The following is a 20,567-nucleotide window of genomic DNA, read 5'->3' as shown; positions in this document are numbered from 1 at the left end:
CCTGTCATTGGCTATAACGCGTGAATGTTACAGATTGCAGAAATTGCAATCGCACGCGACTCTCTTCGCACTTGCACAAAAACTCGCCGCACTGCACATAGGGCGTGCCTTTCAGGCATCCTCTCCTAAACCTTTCATGGGCTGGTCCACGGACCGGCCCTTTTTTTTGCCCGAATCGCGCGCGAAACAAATCCAAACCTAGGCGATCCGGAACCCGCTGCCTATCTGGCGCGTCACGGATGCCAGGAAGGAGAGCCGATGGCCGACACCGAAGACGCCCCGACACGCAAGCTCCAGGTCGCCAATGCGCGGCCCGAGGACAGCGGCCGCGGGCTGGCGCATCTGCCCCGCGCAATGATGACCGATCTGGGAATTCAGCAGGGCGATGTCGTGGAGATCATCGGCAAGCGCACCACGCCGGCGCGCGCCGTCTTTCCCTATCAGGAAGATGAGGGGCTGGAATTGCTCCGCATCGACGGGCTTCAGCGTGCCAATGCCGGGGTCGGATCGGGCGATTTCGTCGAAGTCCGCAAGGCCGAATCGCGCCCCGCCACCCGGGTGGTGTTCGCGCCGGCCCGCCGCGATCTGCGGCTGGAGGGGTCGGGCGATGCGCTGAAACGCACCTTTCTCGGCCGCCCGCTCTGCCAGGGCGATACGATTTCGACGGTGGGGCAGCAGCGCGTCGCCGATATGCCGCCCAATGTGCTCCAGCATCTGCGCGCCCCTGCCTATGCGCTCCAGGAGATTCGCCTGCTCGTCGTCTCGGCGACCCCGCGGGGGATCGTCCATATCGATCCCGATACCGAGATCGAGCTGCGCAACGAGTTCGAGGAAGCGCGCGAACTGCGCCGCGCCGACGTCACCTATGACGATATCGGCGGTATGGCCGCGACGATCGACCAGCTGCGCGAGATGGTCGAGCTGCCGCTGCGCTATCCCGAGCTGTTCCAGCGGCTCGGCGTCGATCCGCCCAAGGGGGTTCTGCTCCATGGCCCGCCCGGCACCGGCAAGACGCGGCTCGCCCGCGCCGTCGCCAACGAATCGGATGCGCAATTCTTCCTGATCAACGGCCCCGAGATCATGGGCTCGGCCTATGGCGAATCGGAAAAGCGGTTGCGCGACGTGTTCGAGGAAGCGGCGAAGAACGCCCCCTCGATCGTCTTCATCGACGAGATCGATTCGATCGCGCCCAAGCGCGGCCAGGTCTCGGGCGAGGCCGAAAAGCGCCTCGTCGCGCAGCTGCTGACGCTGATGGACGGGCTTGAGGCGCGCGCCAATATCGTCATCATCGCCGCGACCAACCGACCCGAAGCGATCGACGAAGCGCTGCGCCGCCCCGGCCGCTTCGACCGCGAGATCATCGTTGGCGTTCCCGACGAGCGCGGACGCCGCGAGATTTTGGGCATCCACACCCGCGGTATGCCGATCGAGGAGCGGGTCGATCTCGATGAGCTTGCCCGCACGACCTTCGGCTTTGTCGGCGCGGATATCGCGGCGCTCGCGCGCGAGGCTGCGATCGAGGCGGTGCGGCGGATCATGCCGCGGCTCAACCTGGGCGAAAAGACGATCCCGCCCGAAGTGCTCGATACGCTCGCCGTCACGCGCGAGGATTTCGTCGAGGCGCTGAAGCGCGTCCAGCCCAGCGCGATGCGCGAGGTGATGGTGCAGAAGCCGAACGTGAAATGGGAGGATGTCGGCGGCCTCGACGACGCGCAGATGCGTCTCAAGGAAGGCGTCGAGCTGCCGATGCGCGATCCCGACGCGTTCCGGCGCCTCGGTATCCGCCCGGCCAAGGGCTTCCTGCTCTACGGCCCGCCCGGCACCGGCAAGACGTTGCTCGCCAAGGCGGTCGCGCGCGAGGCGGAGGCGAATTTCATCGCCACCAAGTCGAGCGACCTGTTGTCCAAATGGTATGGCGAGAGCGAGCAGCAGATCGCCCGGCTGTTCGCGCGCGCGCGTCAGGTTGCGCCCTGCGTCATCTTTATCGACGAACTCGACAGTCTCGTTCCCGCACGCGGCGCTGGGATGGGCGAGCCACAGGTGACCGAGCGGGTGGTCAATACCATTCTGGCGGAGATGGACGGGCTGGAGGAGCTTCAGTCGGTCGTCGTGATCGGCGCGACCAACCGGCCGAACCTGATCGACCCCGCGCTGATGCGGCCCGGGCGGCTGGACGAACTGATCTATGTCGGCGTTCCCGATGCGCCGGGGCGCGAGCGCATCCTCAAGATCCAGACGCAGAAGATGCCGCTCGCCGACGATGTCGATCTTGCCGCCGTGGCCGCGCGGACCGAACGCTTCACCGGCGCCGATCTGGAGGACGTTACCCGGCGCGCGGGCCTTGCCGCGCTGCGCGAACGTCCGCCCGCCAGCCAGGTGACGATGGCGCATTTCGAAGCGGCGCTCGCCGATTCGCGCGCGACCGTCACCGCCGAGATGGAGCGCGAATATGCACAGATCGTCTCGAAGATGAAGCAGGACGCGGTGGCGCTGAACCCGATCGGCTTTATCGGCCCGGGGATGCTTCGGGCGCGGAGTCAGACGTCCGAAGACTGAACCAGCCATAGACGACCAGCAGCGCCAGGGCGGCGGCCGCGACCATATAGGGGAGCGGCCGCCACCCACCGTAAAGCGCGACGCCGATCGAGGGGCCGAGGATAAACGCCGCGCCGTTGATCGACGTCACCTTGCCCGCCACCGACCCCTGTGCGTGCTGGCCCACCGCCAGCGACGATCCGGCGGTAAAGCCGGGGCGCGAGAATCCGAAGCCGAGCGTCGTCAGCGCATAGGCCGTGGCGATGCCATAAAGCGACGTCGCCACGCCCGTGGCGAAACAGCCCAGCGCACTGAGGCCAAGCCCGATCAGCATCAACTGACGCGGGTTGAGCCCCAGCAGCGGGATGATCCCCCATTGCGCGAGCAGCGCCGATCCCGCCCCCATCATCAGCACCAGTCCCGTCGCCTCGATCGCCTCCAGCGGCGCGACGCCCAGCCGGTCGATGATGAGAAACCCGATCACCTGCCCCGCCATCGCCTGGGCATGGCCGAGCACCAGTCCGCAGATCATCCAGGCGCGCACGCGCGGGTCGAGAAAACCGATCGGCTCGACCTTGTCGGCGGTCGCAGCGGTGACGCTGGCCCCGCTCGCCTGCCCGCCGATCGATGGATAGCTCGATGCGGCGCCATGGCTCAGCGGATCGTCGACATTGCGGGGCAGCAGCCGGGCGATCCCGATCAGCATCGCCAGCGCCACCCCGCTGAAGATCAGCGCCGGGCCGGCAAGCCCCACGGTCGGCCCGCCGCGCCACAAATCGCCCAGCACCAGATAGGGGGCGATGGCGGGACCCAGGATCGTGCCGAGCCCGAAAGCCGAGCCCAGCAGCGTCAGCGCCCGGGTCCGCTCCTCCCGGCTGGTCCGCGATGCGACGATCGCCTGGATCGCGGGCGGCGCCGCCGAGCCGAACCCGCCATAGAGCATCCGCGCGACGACGAAAAAGGCAAAGGCGGTGGCCGGCGCGATCCAGCCGTTGATTCCCGCAGCCAGGAACAGACCACAGAAGAACAGCGACGCGGTCAGCCCGATCTGCCCCAGCAACACCATGTTGCGGCGTCCATGCCGGTCGGACCGGTTGGCCCAGAACGGCGCGGCCAGCGTCCACAGCAATGCCGAGACCGAAAAGGCGGCCGCCACCGCGCTGTCGTGCACGCCGAGCGAGCGACCGAGCGCGGGTAGCACTGATTGCAGCGCGGTATTGCCCGCGGCGATGACGAACATCACCGCGAACAGGATCGCAAAGGTGCGATCGAATCGCGCCGGGTTCACCGCTCCCACACATGGCCGCGACGGATGTCGACGACCATCAGGTCATAGCGTTTGAGCCATTTGCCGCGCCCCTCATGCTGGATCCGCGCATGATCGGGATGCGTGCGCCAGGCCGCGGCGCTGGCATCGTCGGCCCAATAGCTGATCGTGATCTCACCGCCCTCGGCGCTGCCGACCCAGTCGACGCCGCAAAAGCCGGGCTGGCGCGCGACCAGCTCCGCCATCGCCTCCGCGGCAGCGGCATAGCCGGCTTCGTCCGAACCGGTCGATTCGGAGATGAAGATCACGGCGACCTGGCCTGTGCGCGGATGCGTCATGAGTTGCTGAATGAAACGATTCGCCTCCCCGCGCAACCGTCACAGCGCGAAGATCGTTAACGATCGCACGTCACTGATGACAGGAGCATGGCAACTGTCCTACAGCAGCGTGACACCGACAGAGGGAAGTTGATGACCGGTTCGACCACGATTGCCCGCGCGAAGCGCAAGCCCTCGCGCCCGCTCTCACCGCAGGCCATGTTCCTTCAGGGGTTTTTCAAACATCCGGTGATGGTCGGATCGATCATCCCATCCTCGGGCAAGCTCATCCGCAAGATGCTGGCGCCCGTGGACTGGGAGAATAGCAAGGTCTTTGTCGAATATGGCCCCGGTGTCGGCACCTTTTGTCGCGCCGTCCTCGACCGGCTGGCGCCGGACGCCAAATATATCGCGATCGACACCAATGCGGATTTCGTCGCCTATCTGCGCGCCTCGATCGTCGATCCGCGCTTTTCGGCGATTCACGGGTCGGCTGCGGACGTGAACGCGATCGTCGCCGATCACGGCGCGACCCATGCCGATTACGTTCTGTCCGGCCTGCCCTTCTCGACCCTGCCCGCAGGTGTGGGTGACACGATCGCGGCGGCGACGCATCGGGTGCTGCGCCCGGGCGGCCAGTTTCTGGTCTATCAGTTCAATCCCAATGTCCGCAATTTCCTGACCCCGCATTTCCCCCGCATCGACCATGCAATGGAATGGTGGAACGTGCCCCCGGCCCAGCTCTGGTGGGCGCACAAGGACATGCCTGGCGATTGACGGCGGGGTCCCGCCACCACACATCTGCCCGCATGGATCAGCTCAACCTTTCCGAGTCGGAGTGGCGCCAGCGCCTCACGCCCGCGCAATATCACGTCCTCCGCGAAGCGGGGACCGAACGCGCCTTTTCGGGCGCATTGTCCGACAACAAGGCCGATGGCGTCTATCGCTGCGCCGGATGTCATCTCGAACTGTTCGACAGCGACGACAAATATGATTCGGGGTCCGGCTGGCCCAGCTTCACCCGTCCGGTCGATGCGGACCATGTCAGCGAGCATCGCGACTCCAGCCATGGCATGGAGCGGGTGGAGGTGCGCTGCGCGCGCTGCGACGGGCATCAGGGCCATGTCTTTCCCGACGGCCCGCCGCCCTCGGGACTGCGCTATTGCATCAATTCGGTCGCGCTCGAATTCCGCCCGCGCGCAGCTTCTGACGACGATTGAACGCCGAATTGATTCGCTTGTGACAGCTCCGGTTCACGCATAGATCGGCACAGACCCCATCATGGCCACCCGCAAGCCAAAGCTCTCGCCCAAGGCGCGCCGCATCCTCCTGTGGGTGGGGGGCGGAACCGCGCTCGCCGCGCTTGCCGCCTTCATCGCGCTCCTGATCGCCGTCTATACGGCCAAGGCATCGCTGCCGAGCTATGAGGAACTGAAATCCTCGCCCAACGGCCAGATGATCCGCGTTCATGCCGCCGACGGCACGGTGATCGTCTCGCTGGGGCCCAGCTATGGCGAATGGATCGACTATGACAAGATCCCCGAGCCGATGCGCGATGCGATGGTGGCGATCGAGGATCGCCGCTTCCGCTCGCACTGGGGCGTCGATCCGGTGGCGCTGGCGCGGATCACCAAATTCGCGATCGACAATCGCGGCACCGGCCGCCGGCTTCAGGGCGCATCGACGATCACGCAGCAGGTCGCGCGCACCATCTTCCTGTCGAACAAATATGATGTCGGGCGCAAGATCCGCGAGATGATCCTGGCGCTCGCGCTCGAACGCAAGTTCAGCAAGGACCAGATTCTCGAACTCTACCTCAACAAGGTCTATTTCGGCGGCGGCGCTTACGGCATCGACGCCGCATCACGCACCTTTTTCGGTCACCCCGCCACCAACCTCACCCTCTCCGAGGCGGCGGTGATCGCCGGCCTCGTCAAGGCGCCGTCGCGCTATTCCCCGACCGCCGATGCCAAGGCCGCGGTCGGTCGCGCCAGCGTGGTGCTCGACGTGATGGTCGAGACCGGCGCGCTCACCGCTGCCCAGGCCGCCACCGCGCGCCCGGCCGAGGTCAAGCTGGCCGCCGCGCCGAAGCAGAACAGCGTCCGCTATTTCACCGACTGGGCACTGCCCCAGCTCGAGGTGCTGATCGACGAGACCGTCGCCCCGCTCGACGTTTGGACGACGATCGACCTCAAGATGCAGAACGCCGCGACCCAGGCGATCCAGGCGAACACCCCCGCAGGGGCGCAGGGCGCGCTGGTCAGCCTCGACCGCGACGGCGCGGTGCGCGCGATGGTCGGCGGTCGCGACTATGTGTCCTCGATCTACAACCGCGCGACCCAGGCGACGCGCCAGCCGGGTTCGGCATTCAAGCTGTTCGTCTATCTTGCCGCGCTGGAGGCGGGGCACAAGGTCGATGACCGGGTGGTCGACGAACCGGTGACGATCAAGGGATGGAGTCCGCGCAACAGTTCGGGCCGCTTCAACGGCGAGATGACGCTCCGCTCCGCCTTCGCCTATTCGATCAACACGGTCGCGGCAAAGCTCGGAAACGAGGTCGGCTTCGGTACCGTCGCCGACATGGCCCGACGCTTCGGCATCACCACGCCGGTCAACACCCAGCCCGCGATGGTGCTCGGCACGTCGAACGTGCGGCTGATCGATATGACGCGCGCCTTCGCTTCGGTGAGCCAGAAGGGCGTCGCGGTTACCCCCTATGCGATCACCCGGGTGACCGCGAACGGCGCGGTGATCTACAGCCATGAGGTGGATACTTCGCGCGTGCTGGTCGCCCCCTATGTCGCCGCGCAGATGACCGATCTGCTCCAGACTGCGGTCAATACCGGCACCGGCCGCGCGGCGCAGATCGGCCGCCCCGTCGCGGGCAAGACCGGCACCACGACATCGAACAAGGATGGCTGGTTCCTCGGCTTCTCCTCCGGCCTTACCACCGGCGTGTGGATGGGCCGCGACGATGCCAAGCGCGTCGGCGGGCTTCAGGGCGGCACTGCCCCGGCGCGCGCCTTTGCCGGGTTCATGAAGACCGCCGTCGCGGACCGCCCGGTCGAGGAGTTCGACACCGCAGTCACGCTGCCCGAATGGCAGATGGAGCCGGACGAGGAGGTGTGGGGCGAACCCGATAACGGCATCTATGTCGACGAAGACGGCAACCCGATCGCGCGCGACGCGCCGGTGACCGACCCGGATGCCGATCCTGCAGCGCCCGGCGTCGAGGGCGATGGCCAGATCGATCAGGACTGGATCGACCGGATGACCGGACGCGACGCTCCGCGCGACGCGCCCCCGCCACGGCGGGAACAGCCGCCGGTCGATCGCGTCCCACCCCGCGACATCCCCCGCGACCAACGCGATCAGCAGCGCGAGCCGCTACGCCAGCCTCAGGACATCCGGCCGAACGAGTGAAGCCGCATCGCATTGGCGCGCAGCCACGCCCGCTCGGGCGCAGGGTCGCGGCCATAGAGGGTGCGGACCAGCGCGTGGAATGCCCGGGCCGTGGTTCATATGGGTGCGGTGGGCCACTTCATGCGCCACGGTCGCGCGGCGCACCTCTGGCGGAGCCAGGATCAGCCGCCAGCTATAGCGGATCACCCCCGATGACGCGCAGCTGCCCCAGCGCCCCTTCGGATCGCCGACCGCGACCTTGCTGACCGATACGCCCGACAGCGCCGCATAGTCCGCCGTCTCGGCGCTCAGCGTGTCGAGCGCGGTGCGGCGCAGCCAGCGTTCGATCCGGCGTTCATAGCCCTCGCGCGGCCCGCCGGCGATGATCTGTCCGTCGTCGAGCAACGGCGTGCGCGGAAAGCCGCTGTCCCAGCCCAGCCCCACCCTCCTCGCCCAGATACAGGATCGTCGCACCCGGCGCGAACGGCTGGGGCGGGCTACGGTTGGCGAGCGCGCGGGCGATCCACTCGCTTTGTCCCTCCGCCCAGCGCATCGCCGGACCGACCGGCGCGCGCGGCGGCAGCGTCAGCCGGATCGTCCCCGTCGCATTGTCCACCGAAAGCCGCATCTGCCGTGCGCGCGGGTGGCGAACGACCTCGATCGGCGGCGTCACAGGATCCGGTCGACCATATGGTTCTCCAGCTCACCCGCCGTCACTTCGGACACGGTCCAGCCGCGTACCGATTCGCCCGCTTCATGAACCGACTCACGGCTTCCGCTCAGCAGATAATGCCAGTCGGGCAGCGGCTCCCCCGCCGCGCGCAGCCGATAGGCGCAGGTCTGGGGCAGCCAGGCGATCGACGCGACATTGCCCGCGCTCAGCCGCACGCATTCGGACACATAGGCATGGCGGTGGCGATAGTCGCTGCACCGCGCCTCATGCCGGTCCAGCAGACGGCAGGCGACATTGGTCGCATACAGCTCACCGGTATCGGCATCCTCGATCTTGTGGAGACAGCATTTGCCGCACCCGTCGCACAGCGCTTCCCATTGCGCGCGGTCGAGCGTGGCGAGCGGCTGCTCCCAGAAAGGCTTCACCCGATCCAGCGCTCGATCTCCGCGACGATTGCCTGCGGGTCCTGATCCTGCGGCAGCAGCGCGATCGGCTCGCCATTGGGACCCATCAGATAGGCCTGGCGCCCATGATCCATCAGATAGCCGCTCACCGTTTCGCGCTTGGCATAGGGCACGCGATAGACTTTGGCCGCCGCATCGACCTGCTCGGCGGTACCGGTCAGGCCGACCATGCGGGGATAGAAGGCGCTCGTGAATTCCTTGACCACCGCCGGCGTGTCGCGTGCGGGATCGATCGTCACGAAGACGGGCACGATCTTCGCGGCGAGTTCCGGATTCTGCTTGTCGAGCAGCTTCATCGCGCCGCCGATATTCTGGACATCGACCGGGCAGACATCGGGACAGAAGGTGTAGCCGAAATACATGATCCGGTATTTGCCCGCGAAATCCTTGTCGGTGACGGTCTTGCCGTCGCCATTCACCAGCGTGAAGGGCCCGCCGATCGAGGCGCCGGCAAGCGGCGCATTGGCGAGCGATTTCTCCGCCGGGGCGCCGCCGCCACAGGCGGCAAGGGCAAGGGTCAGCGGGAGCGCGAGAAGAAACATCCTGTTCATGACAAGGTGACCCATGATCTGATAGGGCGTGGCTGGCAAGACTTGCATCTGACCAGAGGTATGTTCCGACCATGTTGATCCGTTCGTCCGGCCTCGTATTCGCCGCGGCGCTGCTTTGCGTGGCGCTTCCCGCGGGCGCCCAGCGTTTTTCCGACAGCTACACCTTCCTCAAGGCGGTTCGCGAGCAGGACGGCAACAAGGTGACCGAATATCTCAACGAACCCGGTCAGACGATTGTCAACGCGAAGGATGAGAAGGGCGAGGCGGCGATCCATATCGTCACCAAGCGCCGCGACATGACCTATCTGCGCTTCATCCTGGCGCGCGGCGGGAACGTCAATCTTCAGGACGGGGCCGGCAACAGCCCGATGATGCTGGCGGTCGAAGCGGCCTGGCCGGAGGGCGTCCGCACGCTGATCGCGCTCAAGGGCGACGTCAATCTGGTCAATAATGGCGGCGAGACCCCGTTGATCCGGGCGGTCCAGCGCCGCGATTCGGAACTGGTCGAACTGCTGCTCAAGAACGGCGCGGACCCCGATATCGTCGATCGCATGGCGGGAATGAGCGCGCGCGACTATGCCGCCCGCGACACCCGCGCCCCGGCGATCGCCAAGGCGCTCAAGGACGCGCCCAAGGTGACGAAGCGCGCGGTTTCAGGGCCCAGCCTGTAGAGTCGTTTTCAGTCAGGCGGCACCGGCCCAGGCCGGGGCCCAGTTGCGAACGGCGTCAGGGACGGGATGAAGCCTCGTATTCGTCGATACCGGACCCCGGCCTCCGCCGGGTAATGATTCAGCTCAACCGGTTAGCGCTCCAGGGTCTAACGCTCAGCCGCTCCAGCCAAGCCCATCCGCATCGGGGTCGGTCAGCGTGATGACCCGCCGCGCGGCGCGGCGGGCAAAGGCGAGCGTGCATTTGCGCCGCGTGGCGCTGGCGAGCGGCACGGTGCGCGCCTCGCGCACGATCGCCGCGTCATAGCGATCCGCGACGATCACCCCTGCGCGTTCGGGCAGGAAATCGGGGCGTTCGAGCGGCGACAGGTCGAACCCGGCCGGGACCGCCCAGAAATAGCGGTCGCAATGTTGGAGATAGTCGGTCCATTTGCCGTCGCCCAGCAGATCGGCGCGCGAGACTTTCACCTCGACCAGCACGATCTCGCCGCGCTGATTGAGCGCCATCAGGTCCGCCCGCCGCCCATCGCCCAGCGGCACTTCCGCCATCGCGACGCAATCGTGGCGCAACAACATGCGGCACACGCCACGGGTGACGTCGGCGGCGATCAGCGGCGCGTCGATATCGACATCGTCCGCAACGGAAAGGGCCGGGGAAGGCGATGAAACCATTCCCGGCCCTTTAGAACATTTCACGAACGGGCGAAAGCCCGAACGCGCGCTCAGCGATAGAAGATGTGGTTGCCGACGCTGCCTACGCGCGCACGGCGCCAGCCGGGCGAGACATAGCGGGCATGAAAAAACAGCGCATTCGACACGCGGCTGTCCCAGGCGTCGTCGCGCGCGACCTGCGCCACTGCGAGCGCGGTCTTCCACGCGCGCGCACTGACCGACGGCTGAACGAGACGGCCACCCCGGACGAAGGAGAACTGGCCGCGCTGGGTCAGCACGCCACACACCGTCGAAGGAAAGCGGCCCGAGCGCACGCGGTTGAGGATCACCTCGGCGACGGCGAGCTGGCCTTCAAGCGGTTCGCCCTTGGACTCATAATAGACGCCGATGGCGAGGCAGTTGAGTTCGGCATCCTCGGCAATCGCGGGCTGCGCGGCGACAGCGGCGGCGAGCGACTGATAGGTCGCTTCCGACTCGTCGGTCGTGTCGGGAGTCTGGGCGTCTGCCGCATCTTCCTCGAGAGCGGCGAGCGATTCGGCCATCGTGGGAACCTGTTCGGGTTCCGCTTCGTTGATGGCTGCGACCGGGGTCGTTTCGGCCTCACCGGCAACGCCGGGAGCGGTCGCGCCAATGCCTGCGGCAATGGCAAGGGTCGTTGCTGCGATAATCGCAGCACGGATCGAGAAGGTCATTCAACTTCGATATTATGCGGTTGGTGCGCGATCCGGCCCTTCCCTTGCACTGATGCTTGGGCCGATCGGGCTTGCCCCCCGACTGCGTAACCGGCGGTCTCACACCCCGACGGCACAACGCTGTTAATGTGCGCGCGCCTTTGACGCCGCCGAAACGACTCGTCAACCGCTAATGGTCGTTTCAGCGGCGAACCGTTCCGCTTCAGCGATGTCCAGTTCGACCACCCATAGATCGGGATCGCGGCTGCGACGGCGCTGCCAATAGTCGACGACTTCACCCGGGTCCTCGGGCTGCAGCGGGCCGCTGCGCACCAGAGCGGGTATGCCTTCCGGGCCGATTCCACGCTCGAAAAAGCGCGGATTTCCCCCGCGTTCCGTCGCGAGGATCAGGATCGCCCCGGCCTCCGCATCGCCCCGTGCGAGCACCATCGCGCTCCCGCCCTCGGCATTGACGCGGCGGATCAGCGCATTGACGATCAGCCCGCTGGCAAGCCGCGGCGTCACGGCGCAGCGCGATAGCCGGGCAATCCGGCCAGCGGGATCCGCGATTTCATGAAGGTGCCGGTGCCGCGCGCCGCCTCCTCGCCCGATGCGTCGATCAGCCGCGCCTCCGCGACGAACACCCGCCGCTGCCCGCTTACCCAGCGGCCTTCCGCCACCACCGGCCCGGGCCCGAGCGGTTTTGTGAACAACAGGTTGAACGCCGTGGTCAGCAGGAACCGGTCCGTCACCAGACTGTTCGCGGCATAAAAGGCCGCATCGTCGAGCATCTTGAAATAGCTGGTGCCGTGCGCGGCCCCGCCGGCATGGAAATGCCGCGCGTCGATCGTAAACCGGATCCGGGCATGGCCCGGCTCCGGAATTTCCAGACGCGATTCGAACAGCTGATTGATCGGCGCGGCGGCGTAGAGCGATTCGAGCGCGCGATAATGCGCCTCCGCCCCCACCGCCCCGCCGGTCGCGTCAGGCGGCGGCGTCATGCGTTTCCGCTTCGGTCAGCAATGCATAGATCGCATCCGCCGACCCCGCACCGCGCAGCTTCGCGGTGAACGCCCGGTCGCGCAGCCGCCGCGAGACGCGCGCCAATGCCTTAAGATGCGCGGCACCCGCCGTCCGGGGGGAGAGAAGCATGAACACCAGATCGACGGGCGAATCGTCCACCGCACCGAAATCCATCGGCTTGTCGAGGCGACAGACGATGCCGCGCACCGACTCCAGCCCGTCGATCTTGCCGTGCGGAATCGCGATCCCACCGCCAAAACCGGTCGATCCCAGCTTTTCGCGTGCGCCGATCTGGGCCACGACATGCGCGGGATCGAGGCCATAGGCCCGCCCCGCGACATCGGCGAGCAGCGCAAAGAGTTTCTTCTTGCTGCCCGCACTCACGCCCGAGACCACCGCCTCGGGCGTTATCAGATCACTCAGGTCCAACATGATCCGCCGTCAGGCCGCCCGGTTGGGTTCGACCCATCCGATCGTGCCGTCCATGCGGCGATAGACCATGTTGTAGGTGCCGGTGCCGCTGTTCTTGAACAGCAGCGCGTTGGTGTTGCGCAGGTCCAGCATCATCACCGCGTCCGAAACGCTGGCGTCGGGCACATCGACCCGGGTCTCGGCGATGATCGGCGGAGCATCGACCGCTTCTTCCTCATCCGCCTCGGTCTGGAACACGGTGTAGCCCGCGTCGAACATCGCTTCCATTGCCGCCTGGGCCTGGCCGTTGTTGCGGTCCTTCAGGCGGCGCATATAGCGGCGCAGCTGCTTCTCGATCTTGTCGGCCGACCCGTCAAAGGCAAGATGCGCTTCCTGTGCGGAATGCGATCCCTTGAGCACCAGCCCCTGCATCACATGCGCGACGATATCGCAGGTGAAGCCATAATCGTGCGGGCCCTTGCCAAAGGTGACGTTGGCCGAAATCGCGCGGGAGAAATATTTGTCGGCGATACCCTGGAGCCGGTCGCTCACGTGCTGCCTGAGTGCATCGCCCGTGTCCACCTGATGACCTGAAACCCGGATATCCATATCGTCCTCCTAAACAAGAGGAGCACCTAGGAACGCGTCCAGACACCGTCAACCGGTGGCCGGAGCGCCCCATAATGCGTCCTCGAACCCGGCCATAAACGCCGAATGGCGGGCCAGTTCCTCGTCGCTCGGCACAAAAACACGCGCCGGGCGCAGATTGGTCTTCGCGACGCCGAATTCGATCCGTTCCGGCCCCGCCGCTTCCTCCACCGCCAGCCCGAGTGCGATCTGACGCCCGCCGGTCAATTCGATGAACACCTGCGCCAGCAATTGCGCGTCCAGCAGCGCGCCGTGCAGCTCGCGCGCCGACAGGTCGATGCCATAGCGCACGCACAATGCGTCGAGCGTATGCTTGGCGCCCGGGTGCCGCGCCCGCGCGATCTGCAGCGTATCGACCATCCGATCGAGCGACAGGATCGCCCGCCCGCACGTGCCCAGCTCGCCGTTCAGAAAGCCGAAGTCGAACATCGCATTGTGCGCGATCAGCGGACTATCGCCCAGAAAGTCGATCAGCTCGTCGCATACATCGTGAAAGCGCGGCTTGTCGGCCAGGAACGCCTCGGACAGGCCGTGCACGGCGAACGCCTCGACCGGCATGTCGCGGTCGGGACAGAGATAGCGATGGAAATGCCGTCCGGTCGGCACGCGGTTGATCAGCTCGACACAGCCGATCTCCACCAGCCGGTGCCCGGCGCTGAAGCTCAGGCCGGTCGTTTCGGTGTCGAACACGATTTCGCGCATGGCCTTCTTATCCTCCCGTTTCGGGCGTGAGGCAAGCGATGACCGCCGCAACTTCGGCGCGCGTCTCCTCTTTCGAGCCGGCGGTCGAGATGACGAAATCGGCGCGGGCACGCTTCTCCGCATCGGGCATCTGCCGTGCGCGGATCGCCTCGAACCGCTCCGCCGTCATTCCCGGGCGCGCCAGCACCCGCGCCCGTTGAACCTCAGCTGGAGCAGAGACGACGACGATCTTGTCGACCTGGCGCCATCCGCCCGCCTCGAACAGCAAGGGTATGTCGAGCAGCACCAGCGGCTTGTCGGCATTGGCCGCAAGAAACTGGTTGCGCGCATGGGCGACGGCGGGGTGGACGATCGCCTCCAGCCGCTTGAAGGCATCGGGATTACCGAACACCGCCTCGCCCAGCAGCGTGCGATCGACCCCCAATTCGGTCGTCGTATCGGGAAACGCCGCCTCGATGTGCGCGACCAGCGCCCCGCCCGGCCCTTGCAGCCGGTGGACCTCCGCATCGGCGTCGAACACCGGCACGCCTGCATCGGCGAACATCGCCGCGACGGTCGACTTCCCCATGCCGATCGATCCGGTAAGGCCGAGGACGATCGTCAAGGCCGTCGCCCCCTGATATGCTCCCGCGCAGGCAGGCGCCCGGAGCCGCAGGCGATTCGCTCTATCACGCTGGACCCCTGTCTGCGCAGGGGATCGAGAGCATCCTTGCTCATGCCGTCAACAGCGCGCGCAGCTCGGCATCATGTTCACGCGGCGCTGCGTTGCCGAAGAACAGCTCGAACGCCAGCGCCGCCTGTCCGATCAGCATCTCGAGCCCGTCGACGGTCTCCAGCTCGCGCGCCCGCGCCGCCGCGAGCAGCCCGGTCTCCAACGGCGCATAGACCGCGTCATAGACCAGAGCGTCATCAGGCAGACCGGAGAGATCGAGATCGAGCGGCGGATGTCCCACCATCCCCAGCGAACTCGCATTGACCAGCAGCGCCACGGGCGGCACCGGCGAATCGAGCGGCACCGCGTCGCCCTTGAGTCCAAAGGTCGCAAGCAATCCCATCGCCTTGAGCGGCGATCGGTTGAGGATCGTCACCCGCTCCACCCCGGCCCGCGCCAGCGCGAACAGCACCGCGCGCGCCGCGCCGCCCGCACCCACGACTGCCACCGGCGCGCCCTCCAGGTCGAACTCGGCGATCGGAGCATAGAATCCGGCCGCATCGGTGTTGGTCCCGATCAGCGCCCCGTCCTCACCGCGAAACACGGTGTTGATCGCGCCGATCGACTCCCGCACCCCGCCGGGATCGGGAACATGGTCGAGCGCCGCCACCTTGTGCGGGGCGGTAATGTTGCACCCGCGCCAGTCGGGATCGTCACGCCGGGCGGCGAAAAAGTCGCTCAGCCCCTCCGCCGTCACCAACGTCTTGGCATAGCGCGCGTCGAGACCCAGTTTCTCGATCCAGAATCCATGGATCAGCGGCGATTTGGACTGGGCAATCGGATCGCCGATCACTTCGGCAAACGGGGTGGTCATGACGTCAATTGGCCTCTGGTCCGCAGATAATCGAGGATGTTGAGCAGCGGCATCCCCAGGATCGTGTAGTGGCTGCCCTCGATCCGGCTGAACAATTGCACCCCCGGTCCCTCGACCCGGTAACAGCCGACGCAGCCGGAAATCGCGGGCCATTCCATGTCGAGATACTCGGCGATGAAGGCATCCGACAGCGGTCGCACCCACAACCGCGCGCGATCGACATGCCGCCACACCGCGCTGCCGTTCTCGGCGATCACCGCGGCGCTGTAGAGATCGTGGCGCTTGCCCGACAGCAGCTTCAGATGCCTCTGCGCGTCGGCGCGGTCGACCGGCTTGTCGAGCAGCGTCCCGTCCTCGAGTCCCACCACCGAATCCCCGCCCAGCACCAGGGTTCCCGGCACCCGCTGGCTGACCTTGACCGCCTTCATCTCGGCCAGCGCATCGGCCAGGTCGCGCGGCGCGACGTCACCCAGCGCCGCCTTGACCGCCTCCTCATCGACATTGGCCGCCAGTGCTTCGTGCGGCACCCCGGCGGCGGTCAACATAGCGCGACGCGACGCGCTGGTCGAAGCGAGAACGATCATGGCTGCCGTGCCGCCGTCGCGCGCTCGTTGCACAGCGTGATGATCGCCGCCGCAGTCTCCTCGATCGACCGGCGCGTCACGTCGATCACCGGCCAGCCATTGTCGGCGAACATCCGCCGCGCATAGGCGACCTCCTTCTGCACCGCGTCCTGCTCGACATAGCTGGTCTCGTCCTGCTGGTTGAGCGCGAGCAGCCGGTTGCGCCGCACCTGGATCAGCCGCTCCGGACTGGTGGTCAGTCCGACCACCATCGGGTTCTTCAGGCGATACAGCAGGTCGGGCGGCGGCGATTGCGGCACGATCGGGATGTTCGCGACCTTGTACCCGCGATTGGCGAGGTAGATCGACGTCGGGGTCTTCGACGTGCGCGACACCCCGGCCAGCACGATCTCCGCCTCCTCCCAATTCTCCCAATTGACGCCATCGTCATGCGCGATGGTGAACTGGATCGCGTCCACGCGCGCGAAATAGGCGGCGTCGAGCATATGCTGCCGCCCCGGCCGCGCCTTCATCTCCTGCCCCAGCAAATTGGACAGCGCATGGTTCACCGGATCGAGCGGCGCCACCGCGGGCAGGCCGATCGCGCGGCACCGCGTCTCCAACTGGCGACGGATCTCCGGATTCACCAATGTGAAGATCACCAGCCCCGGATTCTGCGCGATCTCGGCCAGAATCCGCTCGAGATGCGTCTCGCTGCGCACCATCGGCCAGAAATGACGCAGCACCTCGACATCGTCGAACTGCGCCAGCGCCGCCTTGGCGATATTCTCCAGCGTCTCGCCGGTGGAGTCGGACAGGAGGTGCAGGTGCAATTTCATGTGTCTTCGCTCCAGGCACCGGCCCGCTCCCCCATCTGGCCACCCAACGCCAGTACTCTAAGGGTGGCGGGGTGGGGGAGCGGGCTGGTGCCGCCATTCAGCGGAGCTGAATTCCCCCATGCGCATGGATCTGTGGAAAACATGGGGGAAATCGCTAGCGCAACCCGCCACCCCCGCCAAGCGGTGGAGTCCGTCCACGCTCCGGACGCTCCGTCCACACCCCCTTCCACAGCAGCCCGAAACCCCGCACAGCCTGTGGATAATGGGGACGGCCGATCCGACTCCCCGTGGAATCCCGCGACTCCCATCCGTCAATCTGTTGGCAGATCGGGGACGAACGCCTAAGCCCCGGCATCCACGCACCAACACACATCTACATCCTTCTTAGATTCTATTTCTTATATTGTTGAGAGACGAGCGGCCCTGTGACTCCCGAGCTGAATCCCAAGCCTTTGCTTCGCGTGCTCGCGGGGGAACGTGTCGATGCCCCGCCGATGTGGCTGATGCGTCAGGCGGGCCGGTACCTCCCCGAATATCGCGCGCTGCGGGCGGAAAAGGGCGGCTTCCTCGAACTGGTCAGCGACAGCGAGGCCGCAGCGGAGGTCACGCTTCAGCCGATCCGTCGCTTCGGCTTCGACGGCGCGATCCTGTTCTCCGACATTCTCGTCGTCCCTCATGCGCTCGGTCAGGATCTGTGGTTCGAGGCAGGCGAGGGGCCGCGCCTCGCCCCCAGGCTGGTCGATCATGCGCTGGAAAGCCTCACCGCGGCGCCTGAGCGGCTCGACCCGGTCTATGGCACCGTGTCCCGCGTCGCCGCCGCCTTGTCGCCCCAGGTGACGTTTCTGGGCTTTGCAGGCAGTCCCTGGACCAACGCGACCTATATGGTCGCGGGGCAGGGCAGCCGCGACCAGAGCGAGACGCGCCGCATGGCCTATGGCGACCCGGCGGCATTCCAGGCGATCATCGACGCGATCGTCGCCATGACGATCGACTATCTCGCGAAACAGATCGAAGCGGGGGTGGAGGCGGTACAGCTGTTCGACAGTTGGGCCGGATCGCTCAGCCCTTCACAGTTCGAACGCTGGGTCATCGCCCCCAATGCTGCGATCGTTGCCGGGTTGCGCGCCCGCTGCCCCCAGGCCAGGATCATCGGATTCCCCAAGGGTGCGGGCGGCAAGCTCGCCGCCTATGCCCGTGAAACCGGGGTCGATGCGATCGGCCTGGACGAAACCGTCGATCCCGCCTGGGCGCATCGCGAACTCCCCGCAGGGATGCCGGTTCAGGGCAATCTCGACCCGCTCGCGCTGATCGCCGGGGGGGATGAATTGCGGACCGCCGCGACCCGCGTGGTTGATGCGCTGCGCGATCGGCCCCATATCTTCAATCTCGGGCACGGCATTCAACAGGATACGCCGATTGCCCATGTCGAGCAGCTGATCGCGATCGTTCGGGGGACACCAGCAGCATGACCGGATTTCTGAGCTTCGCCTGGCTGTGGGTGAAGGCCGCCCACGTTATCTTCGTGATCTTCTGGATGGCCGGGCTGTTCATCCTTCCGCGCTATCTGGTGCATCATCAGGAATCGCTCGGCGATGCGGCGCAAGCAAAGGCCTGGGCGGAGCGCGAGGCCAAGCTGCGCCGCGTGATCCTCACCCCGTCGCTCGTCATCGTCTGGGTGCTCGGCATTGCACTGGCGATCAACCTCGGCCTGTTCGAGGGCGGTTCGGGTCTCGGCTGGCTGCATGCCAAGCTGCTGCTGGTCCTGCTGCTGTCGGGCTATCACGGCTGGGCCGTCGCCTATTCGAAGAAGCTGTCGGCGGGGCAGGGATCGCTCAGCTCGAAGCAGCTACGGCTCGCCAACGAGGTCCCGGCGATCTTCGTGGCGCTGATCGTCATCCTCGCGGTGGTGCGCCCCTTCTGAGTGCGCGCACCCTGCTTGTAATGTTGGACTTTTCTTGTTGTCCTCAGGGCGCATCCCCGGATGCCGCTCTTTGACCGGTTGAATCCTGTCATTCGACGGCGCGACAGCGTCGCTTCGCGGTCGATAACCGTCGCAAAGCGGCCTGTCGGTGTCGCGTCCGTGTCGCGCTGGAGGTGACTCGATGTCGCCCGGCTGTCGCGTTGGTGTCGCGTTCCGGGCCGCAACCGGTCGCAAACCCGTCCCGTCCGCCGCAAACCCGTGTGTTTCTGTCAGTCTGTCAGGCTGATGTCAGCCAGATGGGTTGACTTGCCACCGACCCAATTTTAATCCGCTGCTGTCGTGTCGCTGTCCAGTGGCACCGGCATCCTTCCTTTTCCTCAAGCCATCGCCGCGTTCCAACGCCCGGAATCCTCCAAAGCGATCGCCAGACGGACTCCCCCATGCATCTCAAAGATCTCAAGAAAACCGCGCCCGCCGAACTGGTGACGATGGCCGAGGAACTCGGCGTCGAGAGCGCATCCACGCTGCGCAAGCAGGACCTGATGTTCGCCATCCTCAAGGCCCAGGCCGAAAATGGCGAGCTGATCATGGGCGAGGGCACGATCGAAGTGCTCCAGGACGGCTTCGGCTTCCTGCGCAGCCCCCAGGCCAACTATCTCGCCGGCCCCGACGACATCTATGTCTCGCCCAACCAGGTCCGCAAATTCGGTCTGCGTACCGGCGATACGGTCGAAGGCGAGATCCGCGCGCCCAAGGACGGCGAACGCTATTTCGCGCTGACCAAGCTGGTCAGCGTCAATTTCGACGACCCCGAAGCGGTCCGCCATCGCGTCAATTTCGACAATCTGACGCCGCTCTATCCCGACGAGAAGCTGACCCTCGACCCGGCCGATCCGACCCAGAAGGACAAATCGGCGCGCGTCATCGACATCGTCTCGCCGCAGGGCAAGGGACAGCGCACCCTGATCGTCGCGCCGCCCCGCGTCGGCAAGACGGTGATGCTGCAGAACATCGCCAAGGCGATCACCGACAACCATCCCGAGGTGTTCCTGCTCGTCCTGCTGATCGACGAGCGGCCCGAGGAAGTCACCGACATGCAGCGCAGCGTGAAGGGCGAGGTGGTCAGCTCGACCTTCGACGAACCCGCCACGCGCCACGTCCAGGTCGCCGAAATGGTGATCGAAAAGGCCAAGCGCCTGGTCGAGCACAAGAAGGATGTCGTCATCCTGCTCGACTCGATCACCCGCCTCGGCCGCGCCTACAACACCGTCGTGCCCAGCTCGGGCAAGGTGCTGACCGGCGGTGTCGACGCCAATGCGCTCCAGCGTCCGAAGCGCTTCTTCGGCGCCGCGCGCAATATCGAGGAAGGCGGCTCGCTCTCGATCATCGCCACCGCGCTGATCGATACCGGCAGCCGCATGGACGAAGTCATCTTCGAAGAGTTCAAGGGCACCGGCAACTCCGAGATCGTCCTCGACCGCAAGGTTGCCGACAAGCGCATCTTCCCCGCGCTTGATGTCGGCAAGTCGGGCACGCGCAAGGAAGAGTTGTTGCTCGACAAGGCGACGCTGTCGAAAATGTGGGTGCTGCGCCGCATCCTCATGCAGATGGGCACGACCGACGCGATGGAATTCCTGCTCGACAAGATGAAGGATTCGAAGACCAACGAGAATTTCTTCGACTCGATGAACTCGTAAGCCAAGACAGGGGTTTA

24 protein-coding genes are annotated in these 20,567 nt (G+C 66.0%); 8 read left to right on the top strand and 16 right to left on the bottom strand.

Annotation, left to right across the window (positions count from 1 at the left end; translation table 11 throughout):
- Positions 1–258 precede the first annotated feature (258 nt).
- Entirely contained in the window at positions 259–2,556 is a 2,298-nt protein-coding gene (locus FPZ54_RS14670) for a CDC48 family AAA ATPase (RefSeq protein WP_145848389.1), read from the top strand.
- Here the strand turns inward: FPZ54_RS14670 and FPZ54_RS14665 are convergent.
- Positions 2,507–3,775, bottom strand: a complete 1,269-nt coding sequence (locus tag FPZ54_RS14665) for an MFS transporter (protein ID WP_145849895.1) — start codon at positions 3,773–3,775, stop codon at positions 2,507–2,509. The two genes, FPZ54_RS14670 and FPZ54_RS14665, sit on opposite strands and share 50 nt — an antisense overlap.
- A 44-nt stretch (positions 3,776–3,819) precedes the next feature.
- On the bottom strand, positions 3,820–4,140 hold the full coding sequence (locus FPZ54_RS14660; protein WP_145848387.1) for an antibiotic biosynthesis monooxygenase: 321 nt from the start codon (positions 4,138–4,140) through the stop codon (positions 3,820–3,822).
- 132 nt (positions 4,141–4,272) lie between these two features.
- On the opposite strand from FPZ54_RS14660, the gene FPZ54_RS14655 reads away from it, so the two are divergent.
- From FPZ54_RS14655 to FPZ54_RS14645, 3 genes are all read left to right on the top strand, one after another.
- The gene (locus tag FPZ54_RS14655) at positions 4,273–4,896 is read left to right on the top strand and encodes a class I SAM-dependent methyltransferase (RefSeq protein WP_145848385.1); all 624 of its coding nucleotides are present in this window, start codon (positions 4,273–4,275) and stop codon (positions 4,894–4,896) included.
- A 32-nt stretch (positions 4,897–4,928) separates the two neighbouring features.
- On the top strand, positions 4,929–5,339 hold the full coding sequence (gene msrB / locus FPZ54_RS14650; protein ID WP_145848384.1) for a peptide-methionine (R)-S-oxide reductase MsrB: 411 nt from the start codon (positions 4,929–4,931) through the stop codon (positions 5,337–5,339).
- 61 nt (positions 5,340–5,400) lie between these two features.
- A complete protein-coding gene (locus FPZ54_RS14645) occupies positions 5,401–7,542 on the top strand; it encodes a transglycosylase domain-containing protein (RefSeq protein ID WP_145848382.1) in 2,142 nt (713 codons plus the stop codon).
- On the opposite strand, the gene FPZ54_RS14640 is transcribed toward FPZ54_RS14645, so the two are convergent.
- From FPZ54_RS14640 to FPZ54_RS14630, 3 genes are all read right to left on the bottom strand, one after another.
- A complete protein-coding gene (locus FPZ54_RS14640; RefSeq protein WP_338419521.1) occupies positions 7,507–7,965 on the bottom strand; it encodes a M48 family metallopeptidase in 459 nt (152 codons plus the stop codon). The two genes, FPZ54_RS14645 and FPZ54_RS14640, sit on opposite strands and share 36 nt — an antisense overlap.
- Before the next feature lie 225 nt (positions 7,966–8,190).
- Entirely contained in the window at positions 8,191–8,619 is a 429-nt protein-coding gene (locus tag FPZ54_RS14635; protein ID WP_145848380.1) for a YcgN family cysteine cluster protein, read from the bottom strand.
- Positions 8,616–9,209 (bottom strand): SCO family protein, encoded by a 594-nt coding sequence (locus tag FPZ54_RS14630; RefSeq protein ID WP_145848378.1) that lies wholly within the window; start codon positions 9,207–9,209, stop codon positions 8,616–8,618. Before FPZ54_RS14630 ends, FPZ54_RS14635 begins: the two co-directional genes overlap by 4 nt.
- A gap of 71 nt (positions 9,210–9,280) precedes the next feature.
- On the opposite strand from FPZ54_RS14630, the gene FPZ54_RS14625 reads away from it, so the two are divergent.
- Positions 9,281–9,880 carry an ankyrin repeat domain-containing protein gene (locus FPZ54_RS14625; RefSeq protein ID WP_145848376.1) on the top strand — a complete coding sequence of 200 codons (600 nt, stop codon included), beginning with the start codon at positions 9,281–9,283 and terminating at the stop codon, positions 9,878–9,880.
- Positions 9,881–10,033: 153 nt separating this feature from the next.
- On the opposite strand, the gene FPZ54_RS14620 is transcribed toward FPZ54_RS14625, so the two are convergent.
- The 11 genes from FPZ54_RS14620 to FPZ54_RS14570 all read right to left on the bottom strand — a co-directional run bounded on the left by FPZ54_RS14620 (position 10,034) and on the right by FPZ54_RS14570 (position 16,932).
- Positions 10,034–10,549 (bottom strand): MmcB family DNA repair protein, encoded by a 516-nt coding sequence (locus tag FPZ54_RS14620; protein WP_145848375.1) that lies wholly within the window; start codon positions 10,547–10,549, stop codon positions 10,034–10,036.
- A gap of 50 nt (positions 10,550–10,599) precedes the next feature.
- The gene (locus FPZ54_RS14615; RefSeq protein ID WP_145848373.1) at positions 10,600–11,241 is read right to left on the bottom strand and encodes a cell wall hydrolase; all 642 of its coding nucleotides are present in this window, start codon (positions 11,239–11,241) and stop codon (positions 10,600–10,602) included.
- Positions 11,242–11,403: 162 nt separating this feature from the next.
- Complete coding sequence (locus tag FPZ54_RS14610) at positions 11,404–11,745, bottom strand: DUF1491 family protein (RefSeq protein WP_145848371.1); 342 nt, start codon at positions 11,743–11,745, stop codon at positions 11,404–11,406.
- Positions 11,742–12,221, bottom strand: coding sequence for a PaaI family thioesterase (locus FPZ54_RS14605; RefSeq protein ID WP_145848370.1), 480 nt, complete (start codon positions 12,219–12,221; stop codon positions 11,742–11,744). The genes FPZ54_RS14610 and FPZ54_RS14605 overlap by 4 nt, the downstream gene beginning before the upstream one ends.
- Positions 12,205–12,675, bottom strand: a complete 471-nt coding sequence (locus FPZ54_RS14600) for a PTS sugar transporter subunit IIA (protein ID WP_145848368.1) — start codon at positions 12,673–12,675, stop codon at positions 12,205–12,207. The genes FPZ54_RS14605 and FPZ54_RS14600 overlap by 17 nt, the downstream gene beginning before the upstream one ends.
- Before the next feature lie 9 nt (positions 12,676–12,684).
- A complete protein-coding gene (gene hpf, locus FPZ54_RS14595; protein ID WP_145848366.1) occupies positions 12,685–13,263 on the bottom strand; it encodes a ribosome hibernation-promoting factor, HPF/YfiA family in 579 nt (192 codons plus the stop codon).
- Between the two features lie 48 nt (positions 13,264–13,311).
- Positions 13,312–14,004 (bottom strand): DNA polymerase III subunit epsilon, encoded by a 693-nt coding sequence (gene dnaQ, locus FPZ54_RS14590; protein ID WP_145848365.1) that lies wholly within the window; start codon positions 14,002–14,004, stop codon positions 13,312–13,314.
- A 7-nt stretch (positions 14,005–14,011) separates the two neighbouring features.
- Entirely contained in the window at positions 14,012–14,608 is a 597-nt protein-coding gene (gene coaE / locus FPZ54_RS14585) for a dephospho-CoA kinase (RefSeq protein WP_277872292.1), read from the bottom strand.
- A 109-nt stretch (positions 14,609–14,717) separates the two neighbouring features.
- Complete coding sequence (locus FPZ54_RS14580; protein WP_145848363.1) at positions 14,718–15,530, bottom strand: shikimate dehydrogenase family protein; 813 nt, start codon at positions 15,528–15,530, stop codon at positions 14,718–14,720.
- The gene (locus FPZ54_RS14575; RefSeq protein ID WP_145848362.1) at positions 15,527–16,114 is read right to left on the bottom strand and encodes a Maf family protein; all 588 of its coding nucleotides are present in this window, start codon (positions 16,112–16,114) and stop codon (positions 15,527–15,529) included. Before FPZ54_RS14575 ends, FPZ54_RS14580 begins: the two co-directional genes overlap by 4 nt.
- Entirely contained in the window at positions 16,111–16,932 is an 822-nt protein-coding gene (locus FPZ54_RS14570; protein ID WP_145848359.1) for a pyruvate, water dikinase regulatory protein, read from the bottom strand. Before FPZ54_RS14570 ends, FPZ54_RS14575 begins: the two co-directional genes overlap by 4 nt.
- Positions 16,933–17,357: 425 nt before the next feature.
- Here FPZ54_RS14570 and hemE point away from each other — a divergent pair, with 425 nt between their 5' ends.
- From hemE to rho, 3 genes are all read left to right on the top strand, one after another.
- The gene (gene hemE, locus FPZ54_RS14565; RefSeq protein WP_277872291.1) at positions 17,358–18,401 is read left to right on the top strand and encodes a uroporphyrinogen decarboxylase; all 1,044 of its coding nucleotides are present in this window, start codon (positions 17,358–17,360) and stop codon (positions 18,399–18,401) included.
- Complete coding sequence (locus tag FPZ54_RS14560) at positions 18,398–18,853, top strand: CopD family protein (protein WP_145848357.1); 456 nt, start codon at positions 18,398–18,400, stop codon at positions 18,851–18,853. Before hemE ends, FPZ54_RS14560 begins: the two co-directional genes overlap by 4 nt.
- Before the next feature lie 440 nt (positions 18,854–19,293).
- Entirely contained in the window at positions 19,294–20,550 is a 1,257-nt protein-coding gene (rho, locus tag FPZ54_RS14555) for a transcription termination factor Rho (RefSeq protein ID WP_145848355.1), read from the top strand.
- The last annotated feature ends 17 nt before the right edge of the window (positions 20,551–20,567 follow it).

This window comes from Sphingomonas suaedae (genome assembly GCF_007833215.1).
Lineage (GTDB): Bacteria > Pseudomonadota > Alphaproteobacteria > Sphingomonadales > Sphingomonadaceae > Sphingomonas > Sphingomonas suaedae.
This window is presented reverse-complemented; position numbering and strand designations above follow the sequence as displayed.

Excerpts from the sequence above, each read along its gene's own strand:
- FPZ54_RS14670 (WP_145848389.1), top strand. The coding sequence starts at position 259 with ATGGCCGACACCGAAGACGCCCCGACACGCAAGCTCCAGGTCGCCAAT.
- FPZ54_RS14665 (WP_145849895.1), bottom strand. The coding sequence starts at position 3,775 with ATGTTCGTCATCGCCGCGGGCAATACCGCGCTGCAATCAGTGCTACCC.
- FPZ54_RS14660 (WP_145848387.1), bottom strand. The coding sequence starts at position 4,140 with ATGACGCATCCGCGCACAGGCCAGGTCGCCGTGATCTTCATCTCCGAA.
- FPZ54_RS14655 (WP_145848385.1), top strand. The coding sequence starts at position 4,273 with ATGACCGGTTCGACCACGATTGCCCGCGCGAAGCGCAAGCCCTCGCGC.
- msrB (WP_145848384.1), top strand. The coding sequence starts at position 4,929 with ATGGATCAGCTCAACCTTTCCGAGTCGGAGTGGCGCCAGCGCCTCACG.
- FPZ54_RS14645 (WP_145848382.1), top strand. The coding sequence starts at position 5,401 with ATGGCCACCCGCAAGCCAAAGCTCTCGCCCAAGGCGCGCCGCATCCTC.
- FPZ54_RS14630 (WP_145848378.1), bottom strand. The coding sequence starts at position 9,209 with ATGAACAGGATGTTTCTTCTCGCGCTCCCGCTGACCCTTGCCCTTGCC.
- FPZ54_RS14625 (WP_145848376.1), top strand. The coding sequence starts at position 9,281 with ATGTTGATCCGTTCGTCCGGCCTCGTATTCGCCGCGGCGCTGCTTTGC.
- FPZ54_RS14620 (WP_145848375.1), bottom strand. The coding sequence starts at position 10,549 with ATGGTTTCATCGCCTTCCCCGGCCCTTTCCGTTGCGGACGATGTCGAT.
- FPZ54_RS14615 (WP_145848373.1), bottom strand. The coding sequence starts at position 11,241 with ATGACCTTCTCGATCCGTGCTGCGATTATCGCAGCAACGACCCTTGCC.
- FPZ54_RS14605 (WP_145848370.1), bottom strand. The coding sequence starts at position 12,221 with ATGACGCCGCCGCCTGACGCGACCGGCGGGGCGGTGGGGGCGGAGGCG.
- FPZ54_RS14600 (WP_145848368.1), bottom strand. The coding sequence starts at position 12,675 with ATGTTGGACCTGAGTGATCTGATAACGCCCGAGGCGGTGGTCTCGGGC.
- hpf (WP_145848366.1), bottom strand. The coding sequence starts at position 13,263 with ATGGATATCCGGGTTTCAGGTCATCAGGTGGACACGGGCGATGCACTC.
- dnaQ (WP_145848365.1), bottom strand. The coding sequence starts at position 14,004 with ATGCGCGAAATCGTGTTCGACACCGAAACGACCGGCCTGAGCTTCAGC.
- FPZ54_RS14580 (WP_145848363.1), bottom strand. The coding sequence starts at position 15,530 with ATGACCACCCCGTTTGCCGAAGTGATCGGCGATCCGATTGCCCAGTCC.
- FPZ54_RS14575 (WP_145848362.1), bottom strand. The coding sequence starts at position 16,114 with ATGATCGTTCTCGCTTCGACCAGCGCGTCGCGTCGCGCTATGTTGACC.
- FPZ54_RS14570 (WP_145848359.1), bottom strand. The coding sequence starts at position 16,932 with ATGAAATTGCACCTGCACCTCCTGTCCGACTCCACCGGCGAGACGCTG.
- FPZ54_RS14560 (WP_145848357.1), top strand. The coding sequence starts at position 18,398 with ATGACCGGATTTCTGAGCTTCGCCTGGCTGTGGGTGAAGGCCGCCCAC.
- rho (WP_145848355.1), top strand. The coding sequence starts at position 19,294 with ATGCATCTCAAAGATCTCAAGAAAACCGCGCCCGCCGAACTGGTGACG.